This window comes from Marinomonas ostreistagni (assembly GCF_016888445.1).
In the GTDB taxonomy this organism is placed as follows: domain Bacteria; phylum Pseudomonadota; class Gammaproteobacteria; order Pseudomonadales; family Marinomonadaceae; genus Marinomonas; species Marinomonas ostreistagni.
In genome coordinates, this window is the sequence record NZ_JAFEKF010000008.1 from 32,118 (window position 1) to 52,686 (window position 20,569).

The 20,569-nt window shown below is 49.0% G+C and carries 20 protein-coding genes; 16 read left to right on the forward strand and 4 right to left on the reverse strand.

Annotated elements, in window-relative coordinates:
• The 8 genes from rplO (at position 1) to rplQ (ending at position 4,940) form a co-directional block, all read left to right on the forward strand.
• The gene (gene rplO, locus JQX58_RS14780; protein WP_204147615.1) at positions 1-435 is read left to right on the forward strand and encodes a 50S ribosomal protein L15; all 435 of its coding nucleotides are present in this window, start codon (positions 1-3) and stop codon (positions 433-435) included.
• Entirely contained in the window at positions 436-1,767 is a 1,332-nt protein-coding gene (gene secY / locus JQX58_RS14785; protein WP_204147616.1) for a preprotein translocase subunit SecY, read from the forward strand. It begins immediately after the preceding gene.
• A gap of 19 nt (positions 1,768-1,786) precedes the next feature.
• Positions 1,787-1,900, forward strand: a complete 114-nt coding sequence (gene rpmJ / locus JQX58_RS14790; RefSeq protein WP_082861045.1) for a 50S ribosomal protein L36 — start codon at positions 1,787-1,789, stop codon at positions 1,898-1,900.
• A gap of 120 nt (positions 1,901-2,020) precedes the next feature.
• Entirely contained in the window at positions 2,021-2,377 is a 357-nt protein-coding gene (gene rpsM, locus JQX58_RS14795; RefSeq protein WP_204147617.1) for a 30S ribosomal protein S13, read from the forward strand.
• A 68-nt stretch (positions 2,378-2,445) separates the two neighbouring features.
• Positions 2,446-2,838 (forward strand): 30S ribosomal protein S11, encoded by a 393-nt coding sequence (rpsK, locus tag JQX58_RS14800; protein ID WP_133565216.1) that lies wholly within the window; start codon positions 2,446-2,448, stop codon positions 2,836-2,838.
• Between the two features lie 14 nt (positions 2,839-2,852).
• Positions 2,853-3,473, forward strand: coding sequence for a 30S ribosomal protein S4 (gene rpsD / locus JQX58_RS14805; RefSeq protein ID WP_204147618.1), 621 nt, complete (start codon positions 2,853-2,855; stop codon positions 3,471-3,473).
• 36 nt (positions 3,474-3,509) lie between these two features.
• The gene (locus tag JQX58_RS14810) at positions 3,510-4,514 is read left to right on the forward strand and encodes a DNA-directed RNA polymerase subunit alpha (protein ID WP_204147619.1); all 1,005 of its coding nucleotides are present in this window, start codon (positions 3,510-3,512) and stop codon (positions 4,512-4,514) included.
• Positions 4,515-4,556: 42 nt separating this feature from the next.
• Positions 4,557-4,940, forward strand: coding sequence for a 50S ribosomal protein L17 (gene rplQ / locus JQX58_RS14815; RefSeq protein WP_055462827.1), 384 nt, complete (start codon positions 4,557-4,559; stop codon positions 4,938-4,940).
• Between the two features lie 134 nt (positions 4,941-5,074).
• On the opposite strand, the gene uvrA is transcribed toward rplQ, so the two are convergent.
• Positions 5,075-7,894 carry an excinuclease ABC subunit UvrA gene (uvrA, locus tag JQX58_RS14820; RefSeq protein ID WP_204147620.1) on the reverse strand — a complete coding sequence of 940 codons (2,820 nt, stop codon included), beginning with the start codon at positions 7,892-7,894 and terminating at the stop codon, positions 5,075-5,077.
• 154 nt (positions 7,895-8,048) lie between these two features.
• Here uvrA and JQX58_RS14825 point away from each other — a divergent pair, with 154 nt between their 5' ends.
• The 7 genes from JQX58_RS14825 to JQX58_RS14855 all read left to right on the forward strand — a co-directional run bounded on the left by JQX58_RS14825 (position 8,049) and on the right by JQX58_RS14855 (position 16,405).
• Positions 8,049-9,404 (forward strand): MFS transporter, encoded by a 1,356-nt coding sequence (locus JQX58_RS14825; protein ID WP_204147621.1) that lies wholly within the window; start codon positions 8,049-8,051, stop codon positions 9,402-9,404.
• A gap of 31 nt (positions 9,405-9,435) precedes the next feature.
• Positions 9,436-10,128 (forward strand): single-stranded DNA-binding protein, encoded by a 693-nt coding sequence (ssb, locus tag JQX58_RS14830; RefSeq protein ID WP_204147622.1) that lies wholly within the window; start codon positions 9,436-9,438, stop codon positions 10,126-10,128.
• Between the two features lie 146 nt (positions 10,129-10,274).
• Complete coding sequence (locus JQX58_RS14835) at positions 10,275-10,709, forward strand: MgtC/SapB family protein (protein ID WP_204147623.1); 435 nt, start codon at positions 10,275-10,277, stop codon at positions 10,707-10,709.
• A 181-nt stretch (positions 10,710-10,890) separates the two neighbouring features.
• On the forward strand, positions 10,891-11,472 hold the full coding sequence (smrA, locus tag JQX58_RS14840; protein WP_204147624.1) for a DNA endonuclease SmrA: 582 nt from the start codon (positions 10,891-10,893) through the stop codon (positions 11,470-11,472).
• 110 nt (positions 11,473-11,582) lie between these two features.
• Entirely contained in the window at positions 11,583-14,504 is a 2,922-nt protein-coding gene (locus JQX58_RS14845; RefSeq protein WP_204147625.1) for an insulinase family protein, read from the forward strand.
• A 35-nt stretch (positions 14,505-14,539) separates the two neighbouring features.
• Positions 14,540-15,646: a lysophospholipid acyltransferase family protein gene (locus tag JQX58_RS14850; RefSeq protein ID WP_204147626.1), complete on the forward strand. Its 1,107-nt coding sequence runs from the start codon at positions 14,540-14,542 to the stop codon at positions 15,644-15,646.
• A 27-nt stretch (positions 15,647-15,673) separates the two neighbouring features.
• A complete protein-coding gene (locus tag JQX58_RS14855) occupies positions 15,674-16,405 on the forward strand; it encodes a lysophospholipid acyltransferase family protein (RefSeq protein ID WP_204147627.1) in 732 nt (243 codons plus the stop codon).
• 71 nt (positions 16,406-16,476) lie between these two features.
• Here JQX58_RS14855 and fabB read toward each other — a convergent pair whose 3' ends face one another.
• Together fabB and fabA are read right to left on the reverse strand one after the other, a co-directional pair.
• Positions 16,477-17,691 carry a beta-ketoacyl-ACP synthase I gene (gene fabB, locus JQX58_RS14860; protein ID WP_204147628.1) on the reverse strand — a complete coding sequence of 405 codons (1,215 nt, stop codon included), beginning with the start codon at positions 17,689-17,691 and terminating at the stop codon, positions 16,477-16,479.
• A gap of 28 nt (positions 17,692-17,719) precedes the next feature.
• A complete protein-coding gene (gene fabA, locus JQX58_RS14865) occupies positions 17,720-18,235 on the reverse strand; it encodes a 3-hydroxyacyl-[acyl-carrier-protein] dehydratase FabA (protein WP_204147629.1) in 516 nt (171 codons plus the stop codon).
• Between the two features lie 280 nt (positions 18,236-18,515).
• Between fabA and JQX58_RS14870 the strand changes: the two genes are divergently transcribed.
• Positions 18,516-19,451: an alpha/beta fold hydrolase gene (locus tag JQX58_RS14870; RefSeq protein WP_204147630.1), complete on the forward strand. Its 936-nt coding sequence runs from the start codon at positions 18,516-18,518 to the stop codon at positions 19,449-19,451.
• On the opposite strand, the gene ispB is transcribed toward JQX58_RS14870, so the two are convergent.
• Positions 19,448-20,437 (reverse strand): octaprenyl diphosphate synthase, encoded by a 990-nt coding sequence (gene ispB, locus JQX58_RS14875; RefSeq protein WP_204147631.1) that lies wholly within the window; start codon positions 20,435-20,437, stop codon positions 19,448-19,450. The two genes, JQX58_RS14870 and ispB, sit on opposite strands and share 4 nt — an antisense overlap.
• Between the last annotated feature and the right edge of the window lie 132 nt (positions 20,438-20,569).

Sequence of the window (20,569 nt, forward strand, 5' to 3'; positions counted from 1 at the left end):
ATGTTCCTAAATACTATTCGCCCTGGCGAAGGTAGCAAGCATGCTCCTAAACGTGTAGGCCGCGGTATTGGTAGCGGTTTGGGCAAAACTGGCGGACGTGGCCATAAAGGTCTTAAGTCTCGTTCAGGCGGCTCAGTTAAGCCAGGTTTTGAAGGTGGTCAGATGCCTATCCAGCGTCGTCTACCAAAATTTGGTTTCACTTCACGTCAGGCTCAGTATGTAGCTGAAGTTCGTCTAAACGAACTGGCCGCAGTAAATGCAGAAGTTGTAGATTTGGCTGCTCTTAAAGGCGCCGACATCATTGGTGACAAATTTAAGTCAGCGAAAGTTATCTTGTCTGGTTCTATCGACAAAGCAGTAACTGTACGCGGCCTTAAAGTTACTAAAGGTGCTCGTGCTGCTATTGAAGCAGCTGGCGGAAAAGTCGAGGAATAGATGACAAAGCGTGGCTCACTACCAGCAGGTATGCAAAGCGGACTTGGCGAGCTTTGGGCTCGAATCCGTTTTGTTTTCTTAGCAATTATTGTATATCGAATCGGTGCACACATTCCGGTTCCGGGTATTAACCCAGACCGTCTGTCTGCATTGTTCGACCAGAACGAAGGCACAATCCTGAGTCTATTTAACGTATTCTCAGGCGGCGCATTGGAGCGTATGAGTATTTTTGCTCTAGGTATCCTGCCTTATATTTCTGCCTCGATCATTATGCAGTTATTGACCGTGGTGAGCCCACAGCTAGAGCAACTTAAGAAAGAAGGTGAGGCGGGTCGTCGTAAGATCACCCAATACACGCGTTACGGTACAGTACTTCTTGCTTTGGTCCAATCTGCTTCTATGGCGGTTGGTCTTGCCAGCCAAGGTATCTCGTTCAGTTCAGGTCTAGAGTTTTACGCTGTTGCAGTCGTTACTTTAGTCGCTGGTACGGTATTCCTTATGTGGTTGGGTGAGCAAGTAACGGAAAAAGGCATTGGTAATGGTATTTCGATCCTTATCTTCGCCGGTATCGTAGCTGGTCTTCCTTCTGCTCTAGGTCGTTCCTTTGAATCGGCCCGTCAAGGTGATATCAATATCCTTGCACTGCTTTTGATTGGCATTTTGGCAATCGCGACGGTTGCGTTCGTTGTTTTCATCGAACGTGGCCAACGCCGCATTACTGTCAACTATGCTAAGCGTCAGCAGGGCAAAAAGGTGTTTGCCGCACAAAAGAGCCATTTGCCACTAAAAGTGAACATGGCGGGTGTTATCCCACCTATCTTCGCTTCTAGTATTCTTCTATTCCCAGCATCGATCGGCCAATGGTTCGGTCAAGGCGAAGGAATGGAATGGTTGCAAAATATTTCTTTGGCTCTAGCTCCTGGGCAACCGCTCTATGTGCTGTTGTTTGCGATAGCAATTGTTTTCTTTTGCTTCTTTTATACAGCGCTGGTGTTCAACCCTAAAGATGTGGCAGATAACTTGAAAAAGTCCGGTGCGTTTTTGCCGGGCATTCGTCCAGGCGACCATACAGCTCGATATATCGACGGTGTTATGACTCGTTTGACGCTATTCGGTGCATTGTATATCACGCTAGTGTCATTGATGCCTCAGTTCTTTGTCGTGGCATGGAACGTTCCTTTCTACTTCGGTGGTACTTCGATGTTGATCGTAGTCGTAGTAGTGATGGACTTTATGTCTCAAGTACAAAGTCACTTGATGAGTCATCAATACGAATCATTAATGAAAAAGTCTAATCTGACTGGATATGGTCCAAATGGCCTAATGCGTTAAGCATAGGTTGGAGTTGAACATGAAAGTACGTGCATCTGTAAAGAAAATCTGTCGTAACTGTAAAGTCGTTCGTCGTAACGGCTCAGTTCGAGTGATCTGTACTGAACCTCGACACAAACAGCGTCAAGGTTAATAGTCGGATTATTCGATGATGGGAGGGTGGTTGATTTTTGTCCGCTATGCTGGCATAATCTGCCACCCTCATGAAAGCAAAGTGATGAAGTAATTCATCCATAACAACGGAGTAAAGTGAATGGCCCGTATAGCCGGTGTCAATATTCCTGACAATAAACATGCGGTCATTTCTCTAACTTACATCTTCGGGATCGGTCGCACACGCTCACAAGAAATCTGCCAAGCGGCAGGTATCGCAGAAACTGATAAAATCGGTTCTCTAAGTGATGAAGTGCTTGACCGTCTACGTGGCGAAGTTGGTAAGTTTACTGTAGAGGGTGACCTCCGCCGTGAAGTCAGCATGTCTATCAAACGTCTGATGGACTTGGGCTGTAACCGTGGCATCCGTCACCGCCGCAGCCTACCTGTTCGTGGTCAACGTACCAAAACGAACGCTCGTACGCGAAAAGGCCCTCGTAAGCCTATTCGTAAGTAATTCAACGCGTTTCGCTCTAGTGCATTAAGTCTGCTAGAGCTGAGCATTAGATTTAGGAAAAGTGCAATATGGCTAAGCCAGCAACGCGCAATACCAAGAAAAAAGTCAAAAAGACGGTCGTCGACGGTGTTGCTCATGTACACGCGTCTTTTAACAATACGATCGTGACTATCACCGATCGCCAAGGCAACGCTTTGTCTTGGGCGACTGCAGGTGGTTCTGGTTTCCGCGGTTCTCGTAAAAGTACCCCATTTGCGGCTCAGGTAGCTGCAGAACGTGCCGGAGCTGCTGCTCAAGAGTTCGGCCTAAAGAACGTTGACGTTATGATCAAGGGCCCTGGTCCTGGTCGTGAATCCGCAGTTCGTGCATTAAATGCATTGGGTCTGCGCATCAACAACATCACAGACGTGACGCCAATCCCGCACAATGGTTGCCGTCCGCCTAAGAAACGTCGCGTTTAAGAGGAGACAGACACATGGCTCGTTATTTAGGTCCAACTTGTAAATTGTCTCGTCGTGAAGGCACAGACTTACAACTTAAAAGTGGTTCACGCGCTCTAGAATCAAAATGTAAAGCAGAAACAGTTCCAGGTGTGCACGGTGCACGTCGTGGTCGTCTTTCTGATTACGGTCTACAGCTTCGTGAAAAACAAAAAGTTCGCCGTACTTACGGCATTCTTGAAAAACAATTCCGTAACTACTACAAAGAAGCGGCTCGCATCAAAGGTGCTACAGGTGAAAACCTTCTGCAACTTCTTGAGTCTCGTCTAGACAACGTAGTTTACCGTGCAGGCTTCGGCTCTACACGTGCGGAAGCTCGTCAGCTAGTTGGCCACAAAGGCATTCTAGTTAACGGCGAAACGGTTAACATTCCGTCTTACCAAGTTAAACCTGGTGACGTTGTGTCTATCCGTGAAAAAGCTAAGAAGCAGTTGCGTGTACAAAACGCACTAGAGCTATCTAAAAATCGTGCACCGATCCATTGGGTCGAAGTTGACACAACTAAACTGGAAGCAACTTACAAAGCTCTTCCAGAGCGTGCCGATTTATCAGCTGAAATTAATGAGAACCTAATCGTCGAGCTTTACTCTAAGTAATAGCTAGATGGTTAGGATTAAGAAATAGGTGGATCTATGCAGCGTTCAGTGAGCGAATTGTTAACCCCACGCAACATCGAAGTACAAGAGTTAGGCCAGTCTCGCGCCAAAGTGACTCTGCAACCACTAGAACGTGGTTTCGGACACACTCTAGGCAACGCATTGCGCCGTATCCTTTTGTCTTCTATGCCTGGTTGTGCAATTGTCGAAGTAGAAATCGACGGTGTATTGCATGAGTACAGTGCGATTGAAGGGGTAAAAGAAGACGTTATTGAAATTCTTCTTAACCTAAAAGGAGTTGCGATCGCTCTACACGGGCAAGATGAAGCAACTCTAACACTAAGTAAGAAAGGTCCTGGTGTCGTAACAGCTGGAGATATCCAACTTGTTGCTGACTCTGAGATCGCCAATCCAGATCACATAATCTGTCACTTAGACGATACTGCTGAGCTAAATATGCAGATCAAAGTGTCACGTGGTCGTGGTTATGAGCCTGCTGACGCTCGTGTTGCTAGCGACGATGAGACTCGTCCTATTGGTCGCTTGCAGCTGGATGCCTCTTTTAGTCCTGTTCGCCGTGTTGCTTACAGTGTTGAAAATGCTCGTGTAGAGCAGCGTACTGACCTAGACAAACTTGTCATCGACATTGAGTCTAACGGTACTATCGACCCTGAAGAAGCCATCCGTCGTGCAGCGACAATTCTTCAACAGCAAATTGCTGTATTCGTTGCGCTTGAAAGCGAAAGCGAGACAGTGGTTGAAGAAGAAGAGGATGAGATTGATCCGATTTTGCTACGCCCGGTTGATGATCTTGAGCTAACCGTTCGCAGTGCTAACTGTCTGAAAGCAGAAAACATCTACTACATCGGTGATTTGATTCAGCGTACAGAGGTTGAGCTACTTAAAACGCCTAACCTTGGTAAGAAGTCATTAACTGAAATTAAAGATGTTTTAGCACAGCGCGGTCTGTCTTTGGGAATGCGTTTGGAAAACTGGCCACCAGCTAGTTTGAAAGACGATAGCAAAGTTCTAGCTCGCTAGATCATTGTTCCCTGACCACCGTAGTTTGGTAAGGAATGTAAAATGCGTCATCGTAAGAGTGGACGTCACTTAAACCGTACTAGCTCACATCGTAAAGCGATGTTCAAAAACATGGCTGCTTCTTTATTCGAGCACGAAGTTATTAAGACTACGTTGCCGAAAGCCAAAGAACTTCGTCGCGTTGCTGAGCCTTTGATCACATTGGCGAAAGAAGATTCGGTTGCGAATCGTCGCCTAGCCTTTGCACGTACTCGTAGCAAAGATGCAGTAGGTAAATTGTTCTCTGAGCTTGGTCCTCGTTACCAAGGTCGTCCTGGTGGTTACGTTCGCATTCTAAAATGCGGCTTCCGCGCAGGTGACAATGCACCTATGGCTTACGTTGAACTGGTTGATCGTCCAGTTGCGGAAGCTGCAGACGCTGAGTAATACAGCATTTGCGTAAAAAAGCCGGGCCACAAGCCCGGCTTTTTTCGTATTAACTCAAGACCTCATTAAGTGTGTTCTAGAGTTAAAAAAAGGAGCCAAAAGGCTCCTTTTTTTGTTTTTGTGATGTTGCGCGTTTACAGCATTGGCTTCAAGAAACGTGCGGTATGTGAGCTTTCATGCTCGGCTACTTGCTCCGGTGTGCCCTCAGCAATGATGTAACCGCCGCCGCTGCCACCCTCAGGACCTAGATCAACAATCCAGTCTGCGGTTTTGATCACATCTAGGTTATGCTCAATGACGACAACGGTATTGCCGTGATCGCGTAGACGATGCAGTACCGACAACAATAGCTCGATATCCGCAAAGTGTAGGCCAGTCGTTGGCTCATCTAAGATGTATAGGGTTTTGCCAGTGTCGCGCTTAGACAGTTCTTTGGCTAGCTTCACGCGCTGCGCTTCACCGCCCGAGAGTGTGGTCGCGGCTTGCCCTAAGCGAATATAGCCTAAGCCTACATCCATAAGCGTTTGTAACTTGCGTGCGATCGATGGCACGGGGTCAAAGAATTCACGGGCTTCTTCGATGGTCATCTCTAAGCATTCGTGAATGTTTTTACCCTTATAAGTGATTTCTAGTGTCTCACGGTTGTAGCGCTGCCCTTTACAGACATCACATGGCACATAGACATCTGGTAAGAAGTGCATCTCTACCTTGATAACGCCATCACCCTGACAGGCTTCACAGCGCCCGCCCTTGACGTTAAACGAGAAGCGGCCTGGTTTGTAACCACGCGATCGTGCTTCTTGAGTCGCAGCAAACAATTCTCGCATCGGTGTGAAGATGCCTGTATAGGTCGCTGGGTTTGAACGTGGCGTGCGCCCGATAGGACTTTGGTCAATGTCGACACACTTATCAAAGTGCTCCAAGCCTTCGATCTTGTTATAGCCTGCAGGCTTTAAGGTGGTGGCACCATTGAGGACGGTCGCCGCTAATGGAAACAGTGTGCCGTTGATCAGGGTTGATTTACCTGAGCCTGATACGCCAGTTACGCAGGTCATTACGCCCACTGGGATATTCAGTGTGACATCGTTTAGGTTATTGCCGTTGGCCCCTTGCAGGCTGATCTGTTTGCCTTCGTGAGCGCTATGGCGTACTTCGGGTACTTGGATCGCACGTTTGCCGGTAAGGTATTGACCAGTGATCGACTCTGGACACGCCATAATGTCTTCTGGCGTACCGTCAGCGATCACGCGACCACCATGAACACCCGCGCCAGGGCCGATGTCGACGATGTGATCAGCGACACGAATAGCGTCTTCGTCGTGCTCAACCACAATCACAGTATTACCCAGATCACGTAGGCGTGTCAGGGTGTTGATTAAGCGTTCGTTGTCACGTTGGTGTAAGCCGATTGATGGCTCGTCCAAGATATACATGACACCGACTAGGCCGGCACCAATTTGACTGGCCAAACGAATACGTTGGGCTTCACCACCAGAGAGCGAGTCCGCTTTACGGTCTAGGGTTAAGTAATCGAGTCCGACGTTCACCAAGAAGGTTAAGCGATCGCGAATCTCTTTTAAGATCTTTGAGGCGATTTCGCCTTTAGCGCCGGTAAGCTCAAGCTCTTCAAAGTACTGTAAGCACTCGGCGATTGGCTTTTTGACGATATCTGGCAGTCTTTCACTGGCAATAAAGACGTTACGCGCGGCTTTATTCAGTCGGCTGCCATGACAGGTAGGACAAGGCTGAACACTGATGTACTGGGCTAAATCCTCGCGCACGCTGTCGGACTCGGTTTCGTGGTAGCGGCGATTAAGGTTCGGAAGCACCCCTTCAAACGCGTGCGAGCGAGTCATCTTATCACCGCGCTCATTGATGTAGACAAAGTCGATCTTGTCTTTGCCTGAACCATGCAGGATTTTTTGCTGGTACTTTTCCGGGATGTCTTTGAACTTAGCGTTGATGTCGAAGCCATAAAAGTTTGCCAGCGCGTTAAGTTGCTGATAGTAGAAGATACTGCGACGACCCCAGCCGCGGATAGCACCTTCGCCAAGCGTTAAGTTTTCGTCTTGGATTACGCGATCGGCATCAAATACTTGATGGGTGCCAAGGCCGTCACAGGTCTGACAAGCGCCATTAGGGTTGTTAAACGAAAACAAGCGTGGCTCTAATTCGGTGATCGCATAGCCACAGACTGGGCAGGCAAATTTGCTGGAGAACACCAACTCATCGCTTTCGTCGTCCATATTCAAGACTTTGGCGATACCGTCAGACAATGACAGACAGGTTTCGAACGATTCAGCTAAACGCAGCTGCAAATCTGAGCGCACTTTAAAGCGGTCCACGACGACTTCGATGGTGTGCTTTTTGTTTTTCTCAAGCGCTGGCGCATCGTCAAGGTCGACCACAATGCCATCAATGCGAGCACGTACAAATCCTTTTGCTAGCAGCTCACTGATGGTGTGCAGATGCTCACCTTTGCGATCTTTGACAATCGGTGCCAGCATCATCATTTTGCTTTCTTCTGGCAGCGACAGTACTTTATCCACCATTTGGCTGATGGTCTGCGCTTCTAAGGGTTCACCGTGCTCTGGACAGCGTGGCTGACCTGCTCGGGCAAACAATAAGCGCAAGTAGTCATAGACTTCGGTGATGGTACCGACGGTCGAGCGTGGGTTGTGTGACGTTGATTTTTGCTCGATGGAAATCGCTGGAGACAGGCCTTCGATATGATCGATATCGGGCTTTTCCATCATGGACAAGAATTGACGCGCGTAGGTGGATAAGGATTCCACATAACGGCGCTGTCCTTCTGCGTACAGGGTGTCAAACGCTAGCGATGATTTGCCCGATCCTGACAGCCCAGTAATCACTACCAATTTGTCGCGAGGAATGTCCAAATCGATATTTTTTAGATTGTGGGTCCGCGCACCGCGAATGGTAATAGTGTCCATGTGTCTCCAAAAATGTAATGCAACCAAGGAAAAAGTCATTCAAAATACAATAACTGTCTATTTTTACAGTAGTTAAAATAGAGCTTCAACGGTATTTTTAGTAAAATCTGCGATCTTTCAACAATCACTTCAAATTACGTAAGTAGTAGCCTTTATGGATGTTATTGAACGCCGTTCTGTCTTTGCCCTAGCTATGGTGTATTTGTTCCGTATGCTGGGCCTGTTTCTGATCATGCCAGTCATCAGTGTGGCGGCAGATGGACTGGACGGAGCCGATGCAGCATTAATTGGTGCAGCGATCGGTATTTATGGTTTTACCCAGGCATCGCTACAGATTCCGATGGGCATGATCTCGGATCGTGTGGGCCGTAAACCTGTGATTTTATTTGGTTTGGTGCTGTTTGCCTTGGGCAGTGTGATTTGTGCCAATGCCGATAGTATCACAACGTTGATCATCGGGCGGGCGATTCAGGGCGCCGGGGCCATTGCCAGTACCCTCATGGCGTTACTAAGTGATGTGACCAAAGAACAAAACCGCACCAAGGCGATGGCGATGGTGGGCATCAGCATTGGTGCGTCGTTTATGTTGTCGTTGATTCTTGGACCGATCTTGTTTGAATGGCTAGCGCTATCGGGTCTGTTCTACTTGTCGTTTGCTTTTTCCTTGATGGGCATGGCGTTGGTGTATTGGGTCGTGCCGAATGTTACGCAGCATGCCTTTCGCCGTGATACGACGCCTAGTAAAGTGGCGTTGGGTGCGGTGTTAAAAGACTCGGGCTTGCGCTTTTTAAACATCAGCATTTTCTTACTGCATGGCAGTTTGACCGCTTTGTTTGTAGCGATCCCGACGATGCTGATTGCGCGTTATGATTTGGCGTTAGGCCAGCATAGTATTTTATATTTGATCATTATGGCGGCGGCGTTTGTGGCCATGTTGCCCTTGATCATTGCGGCCGAGGGTCGTGGTAAGATGAAGCAAGTGTTAACCTTAGTGATTCTAGTATTGGGGTTAACAACTTTAGTGATGGAGTGGGCACAACAGCTGTGGCTATTTGCTTTGGCCGTGTGCTTTTTCTTCGTTGCGTTTAATACCTTAGAAGCGACGCTGCCATCTGTGGTCAGTAAGCTTGCGCCGGTGGGCTACCGTGGTACGGCGATGGGAGTGTTCTCGACGCATCAGTTTATGGGAGCATTTGTCGGCGGTGCCGGTGGTGGCTGGTTGTTACAGCAGACCTCAGTGGAGGTGCTGTTCAGCGTCATTGGCGGGCTTTGGTTACTATGGGCTGTGGTCAGTGCCAAGCAACCTGCACCACGCCAATTGGGCAGTATGGCATTTAGCATTGCCGCACACAGTGAGGCCGATGTGGCTCACTTGAAACAACAATTAATGTCGATCCAAGGAGTGGAAGATATGCAGATTTTTACCGATGAGCAAACCGCTTATCTAAAAGTGGATAAGAAGCAACTTGATAAAGAGGCGCTTCAACGCATCGCGCCTCAAGTGAAGTAATACGAATTACCTTTAAAATTGGAGTAACGTCATGGCACGTGGAATAAACAAAGTAATCTTAATAGGTAACGCTGGTAGCGATGCGGAAGTACGTTACATGCCGTCTGGCGCAGCGGTTGCCAATGTCAGCTTGGCGACATCAGAGAGCTGGCGTGATCGTCAAACTGGTCAAATGCAAGAGCGCACCGAATGGCACCGCGTGGCATTTATGGACCGTGGTAATTACCGTCTAGGTCAAATCGCAGGCGATTTCATTAAGAAAGGGTCAAAAGTTTACGTCGAAGGTTCGCTGCGTACGCGTGAGTGGGAAAAAGACGGCATTAAACGTTACACCACTGAAATCGTGGCGAACGAAATGCAATTGCTAGACGGCCGTGCCGACGGCCCGCAAGGCCAAGGCGGCGGTTTTGGTGGCGGCCAGCAACAAGGTGGCGGTTACGGTGCACAGGGCGGCTACGGCAATGCGCCGCAACAGTCTGAACCACAGCAAGGTAACTACGGTGGCGAGCCACAACAAGGCGGCGGTTTTGGCGGTCAACAAGGTGGCTACGGTCAACCACAACAAGCGCCAGCGCAACCTCAATCATTCGGCAGCTGGGGCAATCAGCCACAACAACCAGCACAGCCACAGCAACCGGCGCAACAACCACCTCAGCAGCAGCCTGCGAAGCCGCAGCAACCTGCGCCAAACTTTGATGACTTTGACGACGATATCCCGTTCTAACGCTTACTTAAGCGTCATAGTCTTCGTATCAAGGCCGCACATTGTGCGGCCTTTTTCGTAGCTAACAAGGAAAAAACGGATGCTCAGTTGCTTGGTGACTTACACAGCGCTAGCTTAAAGCAAAATAATAAAACAGGGAGTGGCCTATGTTGGACTTGGATTTTGATTTGATTTTTCATCATCTAACGCAGATGGGAGTCGCGTTTTTGTTGGCGTTACCGATTGCACTCAACCGTGAGCATCACGATGGTGGGGCTGGTCTGCGTACTTTTCCACTGGTGACAATTGCCTCCTGCGCTTTCATGCTGGTGGGCATGAGTGTCTACGAAGGGTCAGACGCTGAAGCGCGAGTGATGTATGCGGTGATCACTGGCATGGGCTTCATCGGCGGCGGTGCGATTTTTAAAGGCGGCGATTCTGTCTCCGGTACCGCCACAGCCGCGGGTATCTGGAACACTGGGGCAATTGGCGTTGCCGTGGCCTACAGCCGTTATGAATTGGCGATTTTATTATCGCTGATGGGTTTTTTGATTTTCCAGTTTTCTGGCACGGTGAAAAAGTTCGAGCGACGTAAGCGTTAACGGTGGAAGCGCCGTAGATTAGTGGTTCGAGGCAGATTGCTGTTATACTCACGGGATTCGTTTTTAATTTCACTGGGTTAACCAGAAGCCCACCCTACAGCTTGCACGGGGCTCCCACGGGAGCCTTTCCTGTCTCTAGCTGTCATAAATACGGTATGGGGTGCACAGTTTGAGGTGACGTATGCAAGAGGATGATGATTTCTCTTTGTTCGCGCAAGAAGTACAAGGGATCCGCCCGCTGCAAAAGACCGAAGTTTACCTCGGTAAAAAGCAGGGCGAAGTGGATTATCAGGAGCGCAAAAAAGCCGCGCTGCTAGCAGAGGTTGTAGACCGTAACTACCTATCCAAAGATTATGTCGAGCGTGTCGATCCCAATGATATGCTGGAGTACAAAAAGGATGGCGTGCAAGATGGCGTATTCAAGAAGTTACGCCAAGGTAAGTATGGCATTGAGTCGCGCCTAGATTTGCACCGCCGTACGGTAGAGCAGTCGCGCGTAGAAGTGTTTCAGTTTGTCGAGGACTGTATGCGCCACGACATTCGCGTCGGTATTATCGTGCATGGCAAAGGTGACCGTACACCGGACCCGCAAGATCAAGCGACGATTAAAAGCCACATTAATAAGTGGCTCAAAGACTTAGATGATGTCATGGCCTTCCATACGGCTCAGCGACATCACGGCGGCCTCGGCGCCGTCTATGTATTATTTCGTAAAAGTGAGAAAGCGCGCCTAGAAAACTGGGAGCGTCACCAAAAACGCTAGGGCTGAGACCATTAGTAAGGTCCTTGTAAGCAGCGTCTCTCTTACTTGAGTTTGCAAAAAAAATTCCCAATCATTCTAGTTATAGAACGAGCATTTTATAGGGGTAACACATGACACAGAACACCGCACACCACCCAGCATTTACGGCGGTTCGCAGCGAATTTATCGAGGCACTTAATGTTACTGTTGAAGAGTACGAACATAAGGTAACCGGTGCCAAGCACTTTCATATCGCCTCTGACAACGATGAAAACGTCTTTTTGGTGGGCTTAAAAACCGTGCCGACAGATTCCACGGGTGTTGCGCATATTTTGGAGCACACCGTGTTGTGTGGCTCTGAGCGTTTCCCAGTGCGTGATCCTTTCTTCATGATGATTCGCCGTTCTTTAAATACCTTTATGAACGCGTTCACCTCGTCTGATTGGACGGCGTATCCATTTGCCAGCAAAAACAAAAAAGACTTCCGTAACCTGTTGGATGTGTATTTGGATGCAGTGTTCTTCTCGCGCTTAGATCCGCTTGATTTCGCCCAAGAAGGCCACCGTGTGGAGTTTGCCGAGCCGACTAACCCAGAGTCTGAGCTGACTTACAAAGGGGTAGTGTTCAACGAGATGAAGGGCGCAATGAGTTCGCCCACGTCGGTATTGTGGCAAGCAGTGACCAAATATCTGTGCCCAAGTAATACCTACCACTTTAATTCAGGCGGTGAGCCGTCTGATATCCCAGATTTGTCATACGATGACTTGTTGGCGTTTTACCGTAAGCATTACCACCCATCCAATGCGGTGTTCATGACCTTTGGTGATATTCCAGCTCAAGAGCTACAAGCTGAGTTCGAAAGCAAAGTGTTAAGCCGCTTTGAGCGTTTGGACGACCAAGTCAGCGTGCCGAATGTGAAGCGTTACTTCTCGCCTCTGCGTGTGGAAGAAGGCTATGCCGCAGACGAAGCCAAAGAAGACGGCAGTCATGTCGTGGTGGGCTGGTTATTAGGCGAAAGTACCGATTTGGCTCAACAATTCGAAGCGCATTTGCTGTCGAGCGTGTTACTGGATAACTCGGCTTCGCCGCTACGTCGTGCCTTAGAAAACTCCGAGTTGGGCTCGTCACCGTCGCCACTTTGTGGCCTTGAAGACAGCAATAAAGAGATGAGTTTCATGTGTGGTTTAGAAGGTGTGCGCCGTGAGCAAAGTGCGCAAGTAGAAGCCTTAATCCTACAGACCCTCGAAGACATCGCCGACAATGGCGTCGAGCAAGAGATGGTTGATGCCATGTTGCACCAGCTAGAGCTGAGCCAACGTGAAATCGGTGGCGACAGCTACCCGTATGGTTTACAGCTGATTTTGACGGCGCTATCGACCGCTGTGCACCAAGGTGATGTGATCGCTCAGCTTGATCTAGATCCGGTGATCGAACAGATGCGTGACAAAGTGGCAGAGCCAGATTACATCCCAACTTTGGTGCGTGAGCTGCTACTGAACAACGCTCACCGTATTACGCTGACTCTGAGCCCTGATGAAGCGCTAGAGGCGCGCCGCAACCAAGCTGAAAAAGACCGCTTGAGCAAGATCAAAGCAGGCCTTAATGAAGAGCAAACGCAACATATCATTGAGCGTAGCCAAGCTTTGAAAACGCGCCAAGAGCAAGTCGATGACATGAGCCTGTTGCCCAAAGTTGGGCTAGAAGATGTCCCTGCACGTCTTCCAGAGTACGATCATGAAGCGCTAGAGCAAAGCTTGCCGATTACCTTCTACCCACAAGGTACTAATGGTTTAGTGTACCAGCAACTGGTCACTGAGCTACCTGCTCTGACAGAAGAAGAAACCAAGCTGCTACCGATTTACTCGTACCTAATGACCGAAGTCGGTCTAGGCGAGCAAGATTACTTGGCAATCCAATCGCTGCAAGCACAGGTGTGTGGTGGCCTTGGTGCGTCGACATCGATCCGTACTGAGCTGGCTGATAAGCAACAAGTGCACGGTTACTTCGTGCTGAGCTCCAAAGCCTTGGTGCCAAACGCTGCAGCGATGACCGAATTAATGGCGCAGACGTTTAATCAAGTTCGTTTTGACGAAGCGGGTCGCATCAAAGAGCTTATCGCTCAACGCCGCGCCCGTCGTGAGCGTTCGATCACGGGTCAAGGTCATGTGTTGGCAATGAGCGCCGCGTCGGCAGGTATGTCTGGCTTGGCTGCTCAGCAAGAAGCGTGGGGTGGTATGACAGGCATCCAAGAGCTGATCGCATTAGACGATGCGCTGCGCAACGATGATCAGGCTATGGGTGAGTTACGCGACACGTTAGCGTCGATTCATGAGAAATTAATGGGCGCTTCTAAGCAAGTGCTGTTGGTAGCGGAGCCGCATTATAAAGAGGAAGTGTTGGCGGCAATTACACCAGCGTGGGACGCGGTTAACAACCATGCACAAGCGTCAAATTTCACCCTGCCCGCTGTTGAGCAGACGGTGAAGCAAGCTTGGGTTACCGCGACACAGGTGAGCTTCTGTGCTAAGTCTTTTAAAGCCGTCGCAGGTGATCATCCAGATGTGGCTCCACTAACAGTACTAGCTGGTTTCTTGCGTAATGGCTTCTTACACCGTGCTATCCGTGAGCAGGGTGGCGCTTACGGCGGTGGTGCGACGTTTGATGCGAGTGCGGGTGCATTCCGTTTCTTCTCATACCGTGATCCACGTCTACTTGAGACATTGGCAGATTTTGATGCGTCGATTGAGTGGCTGATCAACAGCGATCATAATTATGGCGCGCTTGAGGAAGCGATTCTTGGAGTGATTGGTTCGATGGATAAACCTGGCTCGCCAGCGGGTGAAGCTCAGAGTGATTTCTTCTTGCAGCTACATAACCGTAGCCAAGCTTACCGTGAAACCCTGCGTGCTAATATCTTAGCGGTGACGCTCGAAGATCTTAAACGTGTGGCGCAGTTGTACCTTACTCAAGCAAACGAGAATACGGCCGTTGTGACATCTTCGGCCCACAAACAGTTGTTAGCCGACCAAGGCTTCGACGTTTGTAATTTATAAACACAACGATAATTTAAACCCAAATGGACAGTTCAATGGATCAGTTTCATGATATACGCCCTTACAACGACGATGAGGTCGCCGGGGTGTTACAAAATTTGGTAAATACACCGGACTTTATCGATACGATTGTCGGTTTTAAATTTGCTAAATGGCCTAAATGGAGCCGTGGCCCACTTGCTATGGTGGTTAAACATGTCTTGCAAAAGGAAGTGCGTAAAATCAGCGATGTGCGTGCTTTCCAGACGCAAGTGGCCAATTACATGGAACGTATGATCAAAACCACGACCGCGGATGTGGAGTATCGTGGCATTGAAAAGCTAGCGAAAGATGAGGGTTATTTATTCCTCTCTAATCACCGTGACATTGCTATGGATCCAGCCTTCGTAAACTACGGTTTATACAAAAATGGATTAGATACAGTGCGCATTGCCATTGGTGATAATTTGCTGCGTCGACCGTTTGTGTCGGACCTGATGCGTCTTAATAAGAGTTTTATTGTGAAGCGCTCAGCCAATGGTATTCGTGAAATGATGGCAGCCTTTGGCCAGCTGTCGGATTACATTACTCACTCGTTGACCAAAGAGCACTGCAATATTTGGATTGCCCAAAAAGAAGGTCGTGCCAAAGATGGTATCGACCAAACTGATCCGGCGATCATCAAGATGTTTTACATGAGCCAAAAGAAGCAGAAAGTTAGTTTTGCCGAGGCCATGAAAAATCTCAAAATCGTGCCGGTATCGATTTCTTATGAGTATGATCCATGTGCCTTTGAAAAAGCGCATGAGTTACATCAGAAGTCGACCACAGGGCGTTACGAAAAAACCGAATTTGAAGACATTGACAGCATTCGTAAAGGTATTGTGGGTCGCAAAGGGAAGGTCATTGTCACCTTTGGTGATGTAATCGATGCAAGCTGCGAAACTCCCGATGAGATGGTCGCCGAAGTGGACCGTCAGATCATCAGCCAATATGCGATTCAGTCGACCAACAAGGCCGCCTTAAAAATGCTGAATGGTGAGCCGTGCGATGACGCTGTATTTGAAGAGTACATGGCGACTTGTCCTGATGCGTTGCGTGAAACGGTGTTGCGTATGTACGCCAACCCACTATTGCAGCAACAAGAACGTCAGACTGCCTAATTTACACTGAATACGGAGATGCGCTTCATGACACCGCATAATTCACTGCGCTCATTGATTGGCTCGGTACTGTTTGCTGTATGCTACGGCATTCTAACGGGGTTTACAGGATTGCTTGCGCCCCTAGTGGCGTGGATGTTACCTAAAAAATGGCGCCAGCCGGTATTGAACGTTCACAATCATATCTTACTGTTTTTATTTCGCGTCATCTGTGGCGTCAAGGTCGAGATTATTGGTCGTGAGCATTTGCCTGAGGGCCGCGCCGTGGTATTGGCGTCGAATCACCAAAGTGAGTGGGAAACCTATTTGCTGCAAGTGTTGAAAACCCCCATTTCGACGGTGCTGAAAAAAGAGCTGTTGTCGATTCCATTTTTTGGCTGGGGGTTGCGCATGGTGCAGCCGATCGCCATTGATCGTGCGAAAAAGGCGGGTGCTCTAAAGCAAATCTTAAAGCAAGGCAAAGAGCGTCTTAAAGATGGTCGTTCGGTGCTGATTTTCCCAGAAGGTACGCGTACGCCGCCAGGCTCTGAGCGCGCCTTTAATAAGGGGGCTGCGATGCTAGCCGCGTCGGCGCAGGCGCCTATTTTGCCATTGGTGCACAACGCGGGTCATGTTTGGCCGGGCCGCACGTGGCGTCGTTATCCTGGCACCATCACGGTGGTGATTGGCCCCTTGATTGAGGTGGATGGCAAAGATACTGGCCAAATCCATGAAGAGATGGAAACTTGGATGCGCGCAGCGATGCGCCAACACCCTTAAGTTCAGGTCTTTATGATAGGCATAAAAAAACCGCACATTGTGCGGTTTTTTTGTAGCATTAATTACTCGGATTAGCCTTCAAACTTTTTGAATACTAGGCTGGCATTGGTGCCGCCGAAGCCGAAGCTGTTAGACATAACGTGTGTCAGTTCGACGTTGTCTTGGCGTGTTACCGCTACCGGAATATCACCTGCTTCAGGGTCAAGCTCTTCAATGTTGGCAGACGCTGTGATGAATTTGTTTTCCATCATTAGCAAGCTGTAGATAGCTTCGTGAACACCCGCCGCACCCAGTGAGTGACCAGATAGAGACTTAGTTGAGCTGATCGCTGGGATCTCAGAACCGAACGTTTCACGTACGGCTTGTAGCTCTTTCATGTCGCCAGCAGGGGTACTAGTACCGTGAGTGTTGATGTAGTCGATCTTACCGTCAACAGTGCTCATGGCCATTTGCATACAACGAACAGCACCTTCACCAGATGGCGCTACCATGTCGTAGCCGTCAGATGTTGCACCGTAACCTACGACTTCAGCGTAGATTTTCGCGCCACGTGCTTTAGCGTGCTCAAGTTCCTCAAGCACAAGAATACCGCCGCCGCCTGCGATAACGAAGCCATCACGTGTCGCATCGTATGCGCGAGAGGCTTTTTCTGGGGTGTCATTGTATTTAGAAGACAGTGCGCCCATTGCATCGAACATGCATGTTTGCGTCCAGCTTTCTTCTTCACCGCCACCTGCGAACACAACGTCTTGCTTACCTAGTTGGATAAGCTCCATCGCGTTACCGATACAGTGTGCACTGGTTGAACACGCAGAGGTAATCGAGTAGTTCACACCTTTGATTTTGAACGGTGTCGCAAGACAGGCTGATACGGTGCTACCCATCGTTTGGGTGACACGGTATGGGCCTACACGCTTAACGCCTTTTTCACGTAGCGTGTCAGCAGATTCCACTAGGTTACGTGCAGACGCACCACCAGAACCTGCAATCAATCCAGTACGGATGTTAGAAACTTGATCTTCGCTTAGACCAGAATCAGCAATGGCTTGTTCCATAGAAACGTATGCGTAAGTCGCAGCATCGCCCATAAAACGACGCACTTTACGATCGATCACGCTGTCGTCTAGGTCAATACGGCCACATACGTGACTGCGGAAGCCTTTTTCTTGGTAGTCTTCCGCGAAGCGAATGCCAGAACGGCCTTCACGCAGTGACTCAAGAACAGTTTGTTTGTCATTGCCAAGGCAGCTAACAATGCCAAGGCCAGTTACAACTACACGACGCATATTATGTGCCTCTTATACTCTTAATCTGTTAGAAGTTTTCAGTTGAAGTGAACAAGCCTACGCGTAGGTCTTTAGCAGTGTAAATCTCACGGCCATCAACAGAAACACTTCCGTCCGCAATGCCCATAACCAGCTTGCGTTCGATCACACGCTTAAGGTCAATTCGGAACGTTACTTTTTTAGCGGTAGGTAGGATTTGACCTGTGAATTTCACTTCGCCAGAGCCTAGTGCACGGCCGCGGCCATCATTGCCTTTCCAACCTAAGAAGAAGCCAACCAGTTGCCACATTGCATCCAAGCCTAGACAGCCAGGCATGACAGGGTCACCTGGGAAATGGCATTCAAAGAACCAAAGGTCTGGGTTGATATCCAATTCAGCAATGATTTCACCTTTACCGAAAGCACCGCCCTCTGTGGAGATATGAGTGATTCGGTCTAGCATTAGCATGTTGCCGACAGGTAGCTGTGCGTTACCTTCGCCAAACATTTCGCCGTAGCCGCACTTTAAAAGTTCGTCTTTTTCAAACGATGAAGCTGTAGTCATTATAGTCCTATTTCCACCGCCCCTGCTTTAGTCATCTAAAGGAGTGAAACGTGTGGTCCAGTTAGCAGTATGAAAATCCAAGCGATTATATCGGTTCAGGCAAACAATATGAATGTTTGAGCGGAAAAAAACCAATTTGGAGTCGGTAAATGGCCGTTTTTTTTGTCTATTTACGCATTCAAAAGCGAAAATTTACAATGCCCGCGCTTCTATAGCGCCTAGACTGAGTAGCTTGTAGAATTTCATACTCGATGTATTGGTTAACGTTTAGGAGCTGTCAGTGTCCACTTTGTCCTTTGAACAGTCTTATATGACCGCCCAAGATGTGGTGCTCTCAGCTCATGTTCATCGCCAAGCCTGTGCGACCAAGAATGTGCATTTTCTTCATGGTAATGGCTTTGCGGTACGAACTTACGAAGCCATGTTAGAACAGTTCGCAGACGAGCTCAATCTCATTGTTCAAGATGCGCAAGGGCATGGCAAATCGCCTACGGGGGCGCGCTTTTTAGGTTGGAATAAAGCTGCCTCTAATTTTCTTAATGTGTTGCGCCAATATCATCAGGTCTATCAAGATCAGCCATTAGTCGGTGTCGGGCATAGCTTTGGTGGTTGCATGACTTTGTTGATGAGTGCGCGAGACCCTGAATTGTTTGAGCGTACCATACTGTTGGACCCAGCATTGTATCCGCCGAAAATGATTTGGTTGCTCAACAGTATTCGCTGGTCAGGCTTGAAACGTAAATTACCCTTAGTGCGCCAAACGGAGCGCCGCCGTACGACTTGGCCAAGTCCGCAACAGGCGTTTGCTAGCTTGCAGGGGCGAGGTACATTTAAGGGCTGGCAAGATCGCTGCTTATGGGATTATGTGCGCTACGCCATGCACCAAGAGGATGATGGCAAGTGTCATTTGAACTGCCCAACTTGGCTTGAGGCGGCGGTATTTGGTAGCGCTCCCAAAGGCTTGTGGCGGCTAGTGAAGTCCGTGACGACGCCGACTTATATTGTCTACGGGGATGAAACCTACGATATGTTTAAGGCAGCGTACCAATTAGCCGAGCAGCTTAATCCCAATATTCGTTTGATCAAGGTGACGGGTGGTCACTGCTTTATGCTGCAGTATCCAGAGCAAACTGCTGCCTTGGTAAAGTCGATTATGGTAGAAGGGGAGGCCGGCGCACAACAAGCAGTGCACGCCGGATTCGTCGTTAAGGATTAGGTGCGACGGTGTACCGCAGCATTGGCCAATGCAATCAGCGCAGCTTTGTAGTCTGATTCGGGTAGGTCATTGATCGCGGCGATAGCCAATTCTGATTGGCGTTGTGCTTCGCGCTCAGTGTACTCGATGGCACCACAAGCGCGGACGTCTTCTAGAATCTCTTCAAGATGATCAAGGCCGCCTGTTTCGATGGCAGAACGCACGCGGGCGCTGGCTTCTGATGTGCCATGCTTCATGGTAAAGATAAGCGGTAGCGTGGGCTTGCCTTCGGCTAAATCATCACCGACGCTTTTGCCCATTTCCTCAGCGGTGGACGTGTAGTCCATCACATCATCAATCAGCTGGAAAGCGGTACCGACATACATGCCGTATTGGCGTAAGGCTTCTTGGTAGTCCGTGTTGCCTTCGGCAACGACTGCGCCACACAGAGCTGCGCCTTCAAACAGTTTGGCGGTTTTGTACTGAATGACTTTAATGTAGCTCTCTTCGGTAGTGTCAGGATCGCCACAGTTAATTAGCTGTTGTACTTCGCCTTCGGAAATGATGTTGGTGGTGCCGGACAAAATTTCCATGCATTGGAAGCTGCCAACATCGACCATAATTTGAAAGGCGCGCGTGTAAAGGAAGTCACCGACCAATACGCTGGGTGCATTGCCCCATTCCTCGTTAGCCGTCTTTTTGCCACGGCGCATATCGGATTCGTCGACCACATCATCATGCAATAGAGTAGCAGTGTGGATAAATTCGATGATCGATGCCATTTTGACGGCATTGGTCAGCGCTGCTTCAGACAAGCCTGTACTAGGTTGTGCGGCACGCGCGGCCAGTAGAACCATCAGCGGGCGTAAGCGTTTTCCGCCATTACTGATAATGTAGTAACCGATTTGCTCAATGAGCGGGATTTCGCTTTTAAGTTGCGAAAGGATATAGTCATTTACCTGACCGAACTCATCGGCCACCACATCATGTATTTTAGTTGGTTGCATGGAACTTCCGAAGCCAAAAAATAGTCAAGCTGAATAGCAAGTGGCGTCAATGCTAGGTAAGCGCCCACACGGGGTCAACCCAAAACTGTAAAAATCCTGATCACAAGGCGATTTGGCTTGTGTTTGCTGGTT